Annotated in this window: 14 protein-coding genes; 12 read left to right on the plus strand and 2 right to left on the minus strand. The window is 34.8% G+C overall.

The window, feature by feature from the left end:
• Window positions 1-4 precede the first annotated feature (4 nt).
• Complete coding sequence (locus Q0787_RS14585) at window positions 5-1,738, plus strand: M14 family metallopeptidase (RefSeq protein WP_298903575.1); 1,734 nt, start codon at window positions 5-7, stop codon at window positions 1,736-1,738.
• 3 nt (window positions 1,739-1,741) lie between these two features.
• Here the strand turns inward: Q0787_RS14585 and Q0787_RS14590 are convergent, their stop codons facing one another.
• Window positions 1,742-2,323 carry an NUDIX domain-containing protein gene (locus Q0787_RS14590; RefSeq protein ID WP_298903576.1) on the minus strand — a complete coding sequence of 194 codons (582 nt, stop codon included), beginning with the start codon at window positions 2,321-2,323 and terminating at the stop codon, window positions 1,742-1,744.
• 126 nt (window positions 2,324-2,449) lie between these two features.
• On the opposite strand from Q0787_RS14590, the gene pyrE reads away from it, so the two are divergent.
• Entirely contained in the window at window positions 2,450-3,094 is a 645-nt protein-coding gene (pyrE, locus tag Q0787_RS14595) for an orotate phosphoribosyltransferase (protein WP_298903577.1), read from the plus strand.
• A 33-nt stretch (window positions 3,095-3,127) separates the two neighbouring features.
• A complete protein-coding gene (locus Q0787_RS14600; RefSeq protein ID WP_298903578.1) occupies window positions 3,128-3,523 on the plus strand; it encodes an SRPBCC family protein in 396 nt (131 codons plus the stop codon).
• Here the strand turns inward: Q0787_RS14600 and Q0787_RS14605 are convergent.
• A complete protein-coding gene (locus tag Q0787_RS14605; RefSeq protein ID WP_298903579.1) occupies window positions 3,520-4,251 on the minus strand; it encodes a biotin--[acetyl-CoA-carboxylase] ligase in 732 nt (243 codons plus the stop codon). The genes Q0787_RS14600 and Q0787_RS14605 overlap by 4 nt on opposite strands.
• Before the next feature lie 96 nt (window positions 4,252-4,347).
• Here Q0787_RS14605 and rsfS point away from each other — a divergent pair, with 96 nt between their 5' ends.
• From rsfS to Q0787_RS14650, 9 genes are all read left to right on the plus strand, one after another.
• Window positions 4,348-4,719, plus strand: coding sequence for a ribosome silencing factor (gene rsfS / locus Q0787_RS14610; RefSeq protein ID WP_298903580.1), 372 nt, complete (start codon window positions 4,348-4,350; stop codon window positions 4,717-4,719).
• Between the two features lie 41 nt (window positions 4,720-4,760).
• A complete protein-coding gene (ftsH, locus tag Q0787_RS14615; protein WP_298903581.1) occupies window positions 4,761-6,719 on the plus strand; it encodes an ATP-dependent zinc metalloprotease FtsH in 1,959 nt (652 codons plus the stop codon).
• A 115-nt stretch (window positions 6,720-6,834) separates the two neighbouring features.
• Window positions 6,835-7,440 (plus strand): LUD domain-containing protein, encoded by a 606-nt coding sequence (locus tag Q0787_RS14620; protein WP_298903582.1) that lies wholly within the window; start codon window positions 6,835-6,837, stop codon window positions 7,438-7,440.
• A complete protein-coding gene (locus Q0787_RS14625; RefSeq protein ID WP_298903583.1) occupies window positions 7,441-8,262 on the plus strand; it encodes a phosphatidate cytidylyltransferase in 822 nt (273 codons plus the stop codon).
• Entirely contained in the window at window positions 8,252-8,905 is a 654-nt protein-coding gene (locus Q0787_RS14630) for a phosphatidylserine decarboxylase family protein (protein WP_298903584.1), read from the plus strand. Before Q0787_RS14625 ends, Q0787_RS14630 begins: the two co-directional genes overlap by 11 nt.
• A complete protein-coding gene (locus Q0787_RS14635) occupies window positions 8,902-9,168 on the plus strand; it encodes an acyl-CoA-binding protein (protein WP_298903585.1) in 267 nt (88 codons plus the stop codon). Before Q0787_RS14630 ends, Q0787_RS14635 begins: the two co-directional genes overlap by 4 nt.
• Window positions 9,169-9,191: 23 nt before the next feature.
• A complete protein-coding gene (locus tag Q0787_RS14640) occupies window positions 9,192-10,352 on the plus strand; it encodes a M20/M25/M40 family metallo-hydrolase (protein WP_298903586.1) in 1,161 nt (386 codons plus the stop codon).
• 75 nt (window positions 10,353-10,427) lie between these two features.
• Window positions 10,428-11,444, plus strand: a complete 1,017-nt coding sequence (locus Q0787_RS14645; protein ID WP_298903587.1) for a tetratricopeptide repeat protein — start codon at window positions 10,428-10,430, stop codon at window positions 11,442-11,444.
• A 3-nt stretch (window positions 11,445-11,447) separates the two neighbouring features.
• Complete coding sequence (locus Q0787_RS14650; protein WP_298903588.1) at window positions 11,448-12,527, plus strand: NADH:flavin oxidoreductase; 1,080 nt, start codon at window positions 11,448-11,450, stop codon at window positions 12,525-12,527.
• Window positions 12,528-12,580: the final 53 nt, after the last annotated feature.

Below are 12,580 nucleotides of genomic sequence, written 5' to 3' on the forward strand. Positions count from 1 at the left end.
CTGTATGAAAAAAATAGTCGTTCTACTTCTAATTCTAATGTCTTGTTCTTCGGAAAAAGATAAGCAAGATTTTGATTTCAAAACTGTTTTCGAAACGTCAAATGGTACGCAAACAGCAACCTATGACCAGGTTATTTCGTTTTATAAAGACCTAGCCGAAACTTACGATTCTGTATCCATAGAATCAATGGGTTCAACAGATTCTGGACATCCACTGCATATTGTTACTTTAAATCCTGATGAAGATTTTAACTTTACAAACATTAAAGAGCAAAAGCGCATTATTCTCATAAATAATGGTATTCACCCAGGAGAATCTGATGGTATAGATGCCACAATGATGTTGTTTCGCGATATGGCCCAAGGTAAAATTGATATGCCGAAAAAGACAGTTCTTGTCACCATTCCTATTTATAATATCGGAGGAAGTTTAAACAGAAATTCTACAACTAGAACAAACCAAAATGGCCCAGAGGCTTATGGCTTTAGAGGTAACGCTCGTAATTATGATCTTAACCGAGATTTTATAAAATCTGACACAAAAAATGCTAGAGCTTTTCATGGAATATTTAATACTGTACAACCAGATGTCTTTATTGACAATCACGCAAGTAATGGTGCAGATTACCAATATACACTTACGCATTTGTTTACACAACATAATAAATTAGGTGGTGAATTAGGCGAATTTCTTCACGCCAAAATGATGCCTCAACTTGAGCAAAAATTGGCCGATAAAAGCTGGGACATTACACCCTATGTAAATGTATTTAATAGAACACCAGAACAAGGTTTTAATCAATTTATGGATTCTCCGCGATACTCTACAGGGTATACAACCTTATGGAACACCCTTGGTATGATGGTTGAAACACATATGTTAAAACCATATAAGCAGCGTGTTGAAGGCACTTATGAGCTCATGAAAAGTATGATTGAAATTACTGAAGAAGAAGGAGAAACGATCACAAATTTACGCAGAAATGCCGTTGCCGATTTGCGTTCAAAAAAAACATATCCGTTGCAATGGAGCATAGACACAACACGTAACTCTACATTACAATTTAAAGGATATGAAGGTCAAATGATTGAAAGTAAAGTTACAGGTGCTCAGCGCCTAAAATACGACAGAGCAAAGCCTTTCACTAAAGACATCACCTATAAAAACTATATGACACCCACGTTAGAGGTTTCTATTCCAACATCTTATATTATTCCTAAAGGCTGGTGGAATGTCATTAATCGTCTAAAACTTAATGGCGTTGTTATGCATGAACTTGACCAAGACACGACATTAACAGTTCAATCTTATAAAATAAAAAGCTACGATACGAGAAAGCAGGCTTATGAAGGACATTACCCACATTATAATGTACAATTAGAAACTCAAGAAGAGCAGGTTAAATTCTCAAAGGGTGATTATTTAATAAATACGAATCAACGCAGTTTTAGATATCTTATGGAAACCTTAGAACCACAAGGTGTCGATTCGTTTTTTAGTTGGAACTTTTTCGATACAATTCTTCAACAAAAAGAAGGGTTTTCACCATATGTATGGGAAGACAAAGCACAAGAATTACTAGCACGTCACCCTAAATTAAAAATCGATTTTAATCTTAAAAAAACATACGATGAAGATTTTGCTAACAATTGGTATGCGCAATTAGATTGGATTCACAAACAAAGTGCTCATTATGAAAAGGCCCATTTACAATACCCTGTATATCGTCTAATGTAAAGGTTAAACTAAGGCTTTAATATTAGCATAACTATTTTCTAAAGCTTTTTTACTTTCATCGGGTGATAACCACTCTACCCTTGTGATGCCTTCATTTTCTTGAGGGTACAACGTGCCATTAAAAGCAGTAGTCATTTCAAACCAATAGGTGATTTTAATCTTATGTTTACCATTTCGTTTAAAAATATGGTAGGTTGTAGGAAGTGCTTTTGTAATATGCAGATCTTTGACTCCTGTTTCTTCTTCAACCTCTCTAATAGCAGTAGTTTCTATAGTTTCTGTTCCCTCAGTCTTGCCTTTAGGGAGATCCCATTTATCATTTCGGTAGATAAACAAAACATGACCTTCGTTATTAAAAACCTTTCCTCCTCCTGCAATTACATTAGGCAATAGCTTTAAAAATTTCTTTAAAAGATTTTTCTCTTTACGTCCAATAAGTCTTACTTCCTTCAACGATGTCGAATTAAGCTCCTTAATCACCTTACCAATATTAACTTTTGATAATAAATAATTTTTAAAACCATTTTCTTGCTCAACCTTTGTAGTAAGCACAATGGGTTTATCATTGACAAAAACGTGATACATGTATAAAGTCTGTAGGTTTTTCAGTAAGTAAAAATATCATTTTTATAAAGACAAGCCCTATTTTTTCTATTAATTTTATTTAAAATTTTAAAATCTATTATTACCAAAATTGTGTAGTTTTGCAACATGATTTTTGATAAAGAAACCGCTAAGCGAACTGCCGAAGTTTTATTGCAAATTAATGCCATAAAACTTCAACCCAACGATCCCTTTACTTGGGCTTCAGGATGGAAATCTCCAATCTATTGCGACAATAGAATTGTATTATCATTTCCGCCTATTAGAAATTACATTCGAGAAACTATGGCAAAACATATCGAAGTACACTACGGAAAAGTAGATGTGATTGCTGGTGTTGCCACTGGTGCTATTGGCATTGGAATTCTAGTGGCAGAATATCTAGGACTTCCTTTTATATATGTTAGACCAGAAGCCAAATCTCATGGACGTCAAAATCAAATTGAAGGTTTTGTAGAGGCTGGTCAAAATGTTGTTGTTGTGGAAGATCTGATAAGCACAGGAAAAAGTAGTTTAAATGCTGTAAAAGCCTTAGAAGAAGCGAAGGTGAATGTAAAAGGCATGGTAGCTATCTTTTCTTATGGATTTGATATTTCTAGAAAGAATTTCGAAACTGCGAACGTAGCATTACATACGTTAAGTAACTATGAAAACTTATTAGAACAGGCTCTTGAAACCATGTATATTAATAGTAAAGAACAAGAAGTTTTGGCACTTTGGAATGACAACCCGAGTGAATGGAACACTATTTGATTATAGCCAATTATAACATATAATATAAAACACATGAAATTAGAATCACCAAAAACCCTTATCAATAAATCAGCTCAAGAAACTTTTGATTTTTTGTCTGACGTAAAAAATTTCGAAAAATTAATGCCTGAAAACATTAGTAAATTTGAAGTTTTAGAAAATGATAAGTTTTTATTCGCTCTTAAGGGAATGCCAGAAATTGTGTTGAAGAAAAAAGAAGCGATCGCTCCAAATAAAATTGTTTTGGGAGCTGCTGGTGGAAAATTAGATTTTTCGCTTACCGGACTCATTTCTGAAATTGATGCTTCAAAAAGTGAAGTAGAATTAGTTTTCGAAGGTGAATTTAACGCTATGATGGGTATGATGATTAAAGGCCCAATTAGCAAATTTATAGAAACACTAGCTAGTAATATGCCAGCACAAGTTTAATATAAAAGTTTTACAGCTTTCAAATCAAATTCCTTTAGAACATTATCTTCTAGTAATATTCGTAAGTAACCAGCATTTGAAACACCATATATAAAACCTGAAAACATAGAACCTTCAGCATCTTGAAATGTTGAAGGTTTATTTTTTCTGAACAACGCCGCCTCATATAAAGATTTCAATTGGGTTTGTTGTTGGTTTTTTAATTCCTCCATATAGTCCTTTAAATATCCAATTACAGCAGTTAAGACTTCATCTAAATTAAAGGCCTTGCCCGATACTTTTTGCATTGATGTTGCATTTGGTAAATCATCAAAATGAAGTTGATTGACATTGAGTCCGAAACCAATAATAGTAGCTTGCAACTGATTGTTCTTTATGACATTTTCAATTAAAACACCTGAAATCTTTTTTTGGTCTGCCAAAATGTCGTTAGGCCATTTTACTTTCACATTTTTAATTTGAAAACTTTTCAATGCCTTCGATATAGCCAAAGATGTAGCCATACTAATATAAAAACTATCTTCAATAGATAAAAAGGAAACATCTACAAACACACTAACCATAAGGTTTTTTGAAGGTTGAGAGCTCCAAGTTGTTCCCATTTGACCACGTCCTTTAGTTTGAGATTCGGCAACAATTATGGTATAATCTTCAAGAACTTCACTAGTACTTAACTGTCTTAAAAAAGTATTGGTAGAGTCGATGGCACTAAGTTTGATTATACGCATAGTAATGAGTTAAAAAAAATTATATTTTTCTTATGATGAATAACAGTTTATAAGAAGTAAAAAAATAATAACTTTGTACAAAATTAAATCAATTTAATGGCGAAAAAAAATACGAATCCAGATCAACTAATAAGTACGGTTATCGCTGGCATTGAAGATGTAAAAGGAAAAGAAATTACAATTTTAGATTTAAGAGAGATAGAAAACACAGTATGTGACTATTTTATAATTTGTGAAGGTACTTCTAATACCCAAGTAAACGCTATTGTAAACTCCATACAGAAAAAAGTAAGTAAAGAACATAAAGATAATCCTTGGCACATAGAAGGAAGTGATAATGCAGAATGGGTTTTAATGGATTATGTTAATGTTGTTGTTCATGTTTTTCAAAAGCACATTCGCGAGTATTATGATATCGAGAGCCTTTGGGGAGACGCAAAAACAACCCAAATAGAAACAAGTTACTAAGGAATATTAAAATAAAAACACCACAATTGTGGCAACTATAGATGGCAAAAGACAACAAAAATTTAAATAAAAAACCAAAGTTTAGCCCTTACTGGATTTACGGATTCGTCATTGCTGGTATTTTAGCAATACAGCTTTTTTCTGGAGGTTTTGGTGGCTCTCAGGCAAACACAATTACTCCTGATAAGTTCAAAACATTTTTAAAAGATGGTGATGTTTCTGAGATTATGATCATTAGAAACACCCACACTGCTAAAGTTTATTTAACGAAAGAAGCATTAGATAAGGAGCTACATAAAAAGGCTAAACCTAGTAATATTGCGCTTTCTATTTCAAAGCAACCTAATTACACCTTTGAATTTGGTGATTTACAAAACTTTGAAGACGATATTGAAAAAATCATTGATGAAAGTCAGGTCAAAGTTGATGTTAAATATGATACTGAAGAAAACACATTTGGTAATCTCTTATTCTCCCTTCTTCCATTTATCCTAATTATAGGTGTTTGGATTTTTATCATGAGACGTATGTCTGGTGGCTCTGGAGGAGGTGCTGGTGGTCAAATTTTTAATATTGGAAAATCGAAAGCTAAACTCTTCGATGAAAAAACAGATGTAAAAACATCATTTAAAGATGTTGCCGGTTTAGAAGGTGCCAAAGAAGAAGTACAAGAAATTGTTGATTTCTTGAAGAATCCTGAGAAGTATACATCGCTTGGTGGTAAAATTCCAAAAGGCGCATTACTAGTAGGGCAACCCGGAACTGGAAAAACCTTATTAGCAAAGGCTGTGGCTGGTGAAGCCAAAGTACCTTTCTTCTCATTATCTGGTTCTGATTTCGTAGAAATGTTTGTTGGTGTAGGTGCATCTCGTGTAAGAGATTTATTTAAGCAAGCAAAAGAAAAATCGCCTGCAATTATCTTTATTGACGAGATTGATGCGATTGGTAGAGCTCGTGGAAAGAGTAATTTCTCAGGTTCTAATGACGAACGAGAAAACACCTTAAACCAGTTGCTTACAGAGATGGATGGTTTCGGTACAAATACAAACGTTATTGTACTCGCTGCAACCAATAGAGCCGATGTCTTAGATAAAGCCTTAATGCGTGCTGGACGATTTGATAGACAAATTTTTGTGGATCTTCCTGATGTAAGAGAGCGTAAAGAAATTTTTGAAGTTCATTTAAGACCGCTTAAACAAGCCGAAAAATTAGATATCGATTTTCTTGCGAAGCAAACACCTGGTTTTTCTGGTGCCGATATTGCCAATGTTTGTAATGAAGCGGCATTAATCGCTGCACGTAAAGGAAAGAAAGCTGTAGATAAACAAGACTTTTTAGATGCCGTAGATAGAATTGTTGGTGGTCTAGAAAAGAAAAATAAAATCGTTACTAAAGAAGAGAAAAAGGCAATTGCCTTTCATGAAGCTGGTCATGCAACAGTTAGTTGGATGCTAGAGCATGCTGCTCCTTTAGTTAAAGTGACTATCGTTCCGCGTGGTCAATCTTTAGGTGCTGCTTGGTATTTACCAGAAGAGCGTCTTATTGTAAGACCAAAGCAAATGCTAGACGAAATGTGTGCCGCTCTTGGTGGTAGAGCCGCCGAAAAAGTGATTTTTGACGAAATCTCAACTGGAGCTTTAAGTGATCTTGAAAAGGTAACGAAACAAGCTAGAGCAATGGTAACTGTTTATGGTCTTAGCGACAAGATTGGAAACTTAACATATTACGATTCTTCAGGGCAAGAATCAGGCTTCACAAAGCCTTATAGTGAGGAGACAGCTGAGTTAATTGATAAAGAAATTTCCGATATTGTTGAAGAGCAATACCAACGTGCTATTAAGTTGTTAGAACAACATAAAGACAAACTTACAGAGCTTGCCGAGGTATTACTTGAGAAAGAAGTTATTTTTAAAGATAACCTCGAAAAAATATTTGGAAAGCGTCCATTTCACAAAGAAATCGCAGAGCGAAAATTAGAAGCAAATTCTGAAGAAGAATAATCTGCTTTTATCCTTAAATAATCTTATAAAAAACTTAAATTGACTCACATTAATTTAAGTTTTTTTATATTTGATACTTACATTAATTCTATTAGGTTAATAGCAATCCCTATACATGAGTCTATTTCGTAAAATCTTCGGTTTAAAAAACACACCAGAAGACAACATAAAAAGCGAAGAGAGAGGCAAATACATGCCCGAAATAAAGCTGCCCGTTGATGAACAATTCACGATAAACTTCAAAGCTAATGGAGGGAAATTCTTGTATTGTGAAAATATGCAGGAGGTTCAAGACAGCCTAAATTCGATTTTAATAGAAAATAGTTGGGAAGATGATAAAGTACTGTTATTTGATGAGCGCTTAAATGATTTATTTAAAGATTTCGACTTTAATATGACCAAACGTATTTCAGAAAGCACCTTCTTTTTTTCAACCTGCGAATACCTTATTTCTGATGATGGCTCGCTTTTAATATCTTCAAATCAAATTGCAGAAAAGAAATTAAAAGAACTTCCAGACAACTTTGTGATTTATGCTACAACAAGTCAGTTTGTTCAAAATATCGGAGAAGGTTTACGAGGAATTAAAGGTAAGAATAGAGAGAAGATCCCAACAAACATTACCACAATAAAACATTTTAAAACAGTCGAAGATAAAGACTTTTTGACTTACGGAAGCAGCTCAAAAAACTTATATTTGCTGCTCTTAGAAGACTTATAAATGAAAGAAATTGGTACAAGAGCGATCTCAGGACTACTATATGTGTCGCTTCTTATTGGTTCATTATATTGGCAAAATGCCGTAATCGCACTCTTTTTTGTATTTGGACTTATCAGTATGGCCGAGTTTAAAAAACTCATTCAACTCAAGAGTTTCTTTCCGTATATCGTATTTACAATTCTATACTTAGGTTTTGCCTACTGGAAAGTTATTGTAGACTCCGCTAGAGGCATAGACGAAGCTGCACAAATTTTATTGGTCATAACCATATTTGTACAACTCATCTTAATAAAAGATCTATTTTCAGAAAAAACAATTCCGCTATTTAGCTCAAAACGTTTTATCATAACAACATTTTATTTATCAAGTGGTTTTGTGTTTTTATTATGCGTTGCTAATTTCAACCAAACCTTTACGCCTTTACTTCTACTTGGCTCATTTATACTTGTTTGGGTTAATGATACTTTTGCGTATCTGGTTGGGAAAAACTTTGGAAAACAAAAACTATTTCCTAGAATCTCTCCTAAAAAAACAGTTGAAGGCTTTTTAGGCGGACTCTTTTTTTCATGTATTGCTAGCTATTTTATTGCTAACTTTACAGAGACTCTAGGCTTTACCAATTGGCTTATATTGAGTATTATTATAAGTGTTTTTGGAACGCTTGGAGATTTAATAGAATCTAAGTTTAAACGCCAAGCAAACGTAAAAGACAGCGGTGTCATCATGCCAGGTCATGGTGGATTATTAGATCGTTTGGATAGTATTATTTTTGCGGCACCATTTATATTTTTATTTTTAAGACTCGTCACTTATGTTTCATAAAGAAGGTTATAAAATCATATTCATTACACTTGTAATTGTAATCATTTCGGCTTTAGCCATTGATAAATTTATTGATATCTCATGGTTACGACTATTACTAATGATAACGCTCTTAGTATTATTGGTGCTTATCTTACAGTTTTTTAGAAACCCAAAACGTCATACTAAATTAGAAAACCATACAGCTGTATCTCCTGTAGATGGTAAAGTTGTGGTTATCGAAGAAGTTTTTGAAAAGGAAGTTTTTAATGACAAGCGTATTCAGGTATCTGTATTTATGTCACCTTTAAATGTTCATGTAACACGTTATCCTATTAGCGGAAATGTGACGTACAGCAAATATCATCCTGGAAAGTATCTTGTGGCTTGGCATCCTAAAGCTAGTGAAGAAAATGAACGTACCACTGTTGTTGTTGAAAATGATAACTTTGGAAAAGTACTCTACAGACAAATTGCTGGAGCTCTAGCAAAGCGTATCGTAAATTATGCTAAGGTAGAAGATAGTGCTGTTCAGGGATCTGATTCTGGATTTATTAAATTTGGATCACGTGTAGATTTATATTTACCCTTAGATGCCGATATAAAAGTTGAACTAAATCAAAAGGTAAAAGGAGGCGAAAGTATTATTGCCGAAAAAGTATGACTTCAGAAGAATTAGACATAGCGTTTAACGAAGCAGTGGAACGTATCAATGCGCATACCGAGCCTTTTCCTGCCGATTTTTTATTACGCCTTTATGCCTATTATAAAAAAGCAAGTAACGATTATGGCAGACCAAGTAGTAGTAAACCCATCATTAATGCTTTTAAAACCAATGCACTGTTTCAGGTGAAAGATGTTAGTGAAGATGAAGCCAAACGTATTTATATTGACCTTGTAAATAATTACTTTTTATACCGAAAATAACCCCGAATAAACCCCAAACTATTATGAAAAAATTAGCCCTAACTTTATGCCTAGCCTGCTTCGTTAACCTTACCAATGGGCAAACGTTTAATCAATTTTATGCCGATGTTGTTGCAGATGTTTCAGAAACAAACATTCTGAACGACCTAACAGCCTTCGAAAATTTCGGCATTAAAACCGTTGGTTCTACTGCATTAACAAATACTCAAAATTGGATCACAGCACGCTACCAAAGTTATGGTTATACCAATGTTGAATTACAGCCTTTTACTTACGCTGCCGGAACGAGTAATAATATTATTGTTACTAAAACGGGAACTGTATACCCAAATACGTTTTTAATTATTGACGCACATTACGATACCATTAATGGGCCTGGTACAAATGATAACGGAACAGGAACTGTATTGCTTTTAGAACTCGCGCGACTTTTAAAAGATATCGACACAGAATACTCTATTAAATTTATTCATTTCTCTGGTGAAGAAGATGGTTTAATTGGCAGCAATTATTATGTAAACAATACTGTAATTCCTGAGAATCTGGATATCAAATTGGTATTTAATATTGATGAAGTTGGCGGTGTTAATGGCTTAATAAATGATACTATTGTTTGCGAACGCGATGAGTCTAATCCAACATCAAACAACGCCGCTTCAAATGCAGCGACAAATAGCTTAGCCACTTGTATGGAACTATATTCTAATCTAGAAACTGAAATTTCTAATGCCTTTGCTTCAGATTATATTCCTTTTGAAAACAATGGTGAAATTATTACTGGTATCTACGAAAAGAATATATCTCCAGTAAACCATACGGCTAATGATAATTTAGCCAATATGGATGTCAACTACGCCTTTGAAGTCACTAAAGGTTCTTTAGGTGCTGCTATGGAATTTGCTTTAGCTTTCGAATCGTTAAGCCTCGAAGAGCAAGACAACTTTAACAATCAGGTAAGCATCTCTCCTAATCCTTCTAAAAATTATTTTAAAATCGAATTTAAAAACCCTGTGCAACGCGCCATAGATTTTAAACTCGTAGATATGCTTGGTAAAGATGTTTACGAAAAACGACTTACAAAGCAAACGCAAACTATCGCTATAGATAGTATTGCCTCTGCGCAATATTTAGCCGTGTTCAAAATTAATAATAAGCGTTTTGTAAAAACGGTTGTTATCGAATAATTAAGGGTTTCTCAAATTTTGTTTTGTTACTCGTTATAGTTTTTGGATATTTAGGATAACCTTAAATGTCTAAATATGAAATTCGTAACCGCTTTACTTCTAGTACTTAGCTTTAATTTATCTCTTGCGCAATCTCCTGAGGTTGTCGACTTTATTGAAAAAGGAATAGCATTCCATGATAATGGGGATTATGCCAGTGCTATTGCCGAATATAAAAAGGCCCTAGAAATTGAGCCTAAATCTTCATTAATTCATTACGAATTATCACTAAGCTACTTCTATAAAAAGGAGTTTAAAGATGCCATAAAACATGCTGATGTCGTGATTAAAAATGACGACAAGTATGTAAAGGAAGCCTATATCACAAAGGGATCATGCTTGGATAATTTAGGAAAGACAAAAGAATCTATAAAGCTCTTTAAAAAAGGGATTCGTAAATTTCCTGATGTCCTACTCTATTATAATCTGGCACTTAATTATTACAAATTAAAAGAGTTTGAAGATGCCGAAAAGTATGTGACACTTGGTATAGCGCAAAAAGCCGATCATGCGAGTAGCCATTTATTATTGGGCTATCTCAACTTTGATAAAGACTATAAAGTGCAAAGTCTGCTAAACCTTCATTATTTTTTATTACTAGAACCAACAAGCAGTCGTTCTCCTCGTGCTGTAAAACTCATTAAAACCATGATGAGCGCCAATGTTACCAAAGACGAAGACGATCCTAAAAGCGTAACAATTAACTTGTCGCTACCCTCTAAAGACAACGAATTTGGTGCAGCCGAAATGATGCTTGGTTTGCTAGAAGCGTCCAAATCATACGAAGAAAATGAAGGGAAATCTGATGACGAGATGTTTGTTGAAAACACCGATTCTTTCTTTACCATTCTAGGTGAACTTCAAGATAAAAAGAAAAAGAAAGGCATCTACTGGGATGTGTATGTGCCGCTTTTTTATGATTTAGCAAAAAGCGATCATATGGAAGCCTATTGTAACTACATAACACAATCTGCCAATGAGAATTATGAAAATTGGGTAGATAATAACAGTGATAAGCTCGATGCTCTGGCTGATTGGTTTAGTAAAAAATAAGCCATGACACAGCAACCAGATTCTCCATTACAATTTACCTGTGGTGCTCAAATGCCCAACCGGTTTATGTTAGCGCCAATGACTAACACTCAGAGCCATGAGGATGGTTCGCTCTCTAATGACGAATACGATTGGCTTACAATGCGTGCTAAAGGTGGTTTTGGATTAACCATGACTTGTGCCTCTCATGTACAGGCTATAGGCAAAGGATTTCCTGGACAGCTAGGCATTTTTTCTGATGATCATATCGAAGGCCATACACGACTTGCCAATGGTATTAAAGCTCATGGAAGTCTGGCGGTTATTCAGTTGCATCATGCTGGAATGCGCTCCCCTTTTGAGGTGATTAATGAGAAAGCTGTTTGCCCTTCAGAACACGACAAATACAATGCGCGTGCGTTAAGTTTAGAAGAAGTCCACCAATTGCGTGACGATTTTATTGCGGCTGCCATACGTTCCCAAAAAGCGGGTTACGATGGTGTGGAAGTGCATGGCGCTCACGGCTATATCCTGACCCAATTTTTAAGCTCTAAGATCAACCTGCGCAATGATGATTATGGCGGAAGTCTCAGCAATCGTTCGCGTCTCCTTTTTGAAATTGTTGATGGTATTAGAACTGCTTGCGGACCAACATTTTTGCTTGGTGTACGTCTCTCTCCTGAACGTTTTGGGATGCAACTCCAAGAGATTACAACCGTTACGCAGCAATTGATAGACCATCACCACATCGATTTTTTAGACATCTCTCTCTGGGATGTGTTTAAGCAACCCGAAGACAGCGAGCACCAAAACCGCTCTTTACTCGAGCATTTTAGTGCACTCGATTTCAAGACTGTGAAATGGACAGTTGCAGGCAAGATTAGAACAGGAGCCGATGTACAAAAGGTATTAGACGCTGGTGTTGATTTTGTGTCTATAGGACGCTCTGCCATTTTGCATTACGACTTCCCAAAGCAAGTGCTTAAAAACCCAGACTTCAAGCCTACAGGCTTACCTGTCTCTGAAACCTACCTGAAAGCCCAAGGCTTAGGTCCAGATTTTGTGACCTATATGAAGCGTTGGGATGGTTTTGTAGCTGAATAATTTATTCTAAAATATACGTAATTCTACGTATAAATGGTATTGTATAATTTAAT

Source organism: uncultured Psychroserpens sp., from assembly GCF_947492715.1.
Lineage (GTDB): Bacteria > Bacteroidota > Bacteroidia > Flavobacteriales > Flavobacteriaceae > Psychroserpens.

Coding starts and splice junctions, on each gene's coding strand:
- Q0787_RS14600 (WP_298903578.1), top strand. CDS start 3,128: ATGAAATTAGAATCACCAAAAACCCTTATCAATAAATCAGCTCAAGAA.
- Q0787_RS14620 (WP_298903582.1), top strand. CDS start 6,835: ATGAGTCTATTTCGTAAAATCTTCGGTTTAAAAAACACACCAGAAGAC.
- Q0787_RS14605 (WP_298903579.1), bottom strand. CDS start 4,251: ATGCGTATAATCAAACTTAGTGCCATCGACTCTACCAATACTTTTTTA.
- Q0787_RS14585 (WP_298903575.1), top strand. CDS start 5: ATGAAAAAAATAGTCGTTCTACTTCTAATTCTAATGTCTTGTTCTTCG.
- ftsH (WP_298903581.1), top strand. CDS start 4,761: ATGGCAAAAGACAACAAAAATTTAAATAAAAAACCAAAGTTTAGCCCT.
- pyrE (WP_298903577.1), top strand. CDS start 2,450: ATGATTTTTGATAAAGAAACCGCTAAGCGAACTGCCGAAGTTTTATTG.
- Q0787_RS14630 (WP_298903584.1), top strand. CDS start 8,252: ATGTTTCATAAAGAAGGTTATAAAATCATATTCATTACACTTGTAATT.
- Q0787_RS14635 (WP_298903585.1), top strand. CDS start 8,902: ATGACTTCAGAAGAATTAGACATAGCGTTTAACGAAGCAGTGGAACGT.
- Q0787_RS14625 (WP_298903583.1), top strand. CDS start 7,441: ATGAAAGAAATTGGTACAAGAGCGATCTCAGGACTACTATATGTGTCG.
- Q0787_RS14640 (WP_298903586.1), top strand. CDS start 9,192: ATGAAAAAATTAGCCCTAACTTTATGCCTAGCCTGCTTCGTTAACCTT.
- Q0787_RS14650 (WP_298903588.1), top strand. CDS start 11,448: ATGACACAGCAACCAGATTCTCCATTACAATTTACCTGTGGTGCTCAA.
- rsfS (WP_298903580.1), top strand. CDS start 4,348: ATGGCGAAAAAAAATACGAATCCAGATCAACTAATAAGTACGGTTATC.
- Q0787_RS14645 (WP_298903587.1), top strand. CDS start 10,428: ATGAAATTCGTAACCGCTTTACTTCTAGTACTTAGCTTTAATTTATCT.
- Q0787_RS14590 (WP_298903576.1), bottom strand. CDS start 2,323: ATGTATCACGTTTTTGTCAATGATAAACCCATTGTGCTTACTACAAAG.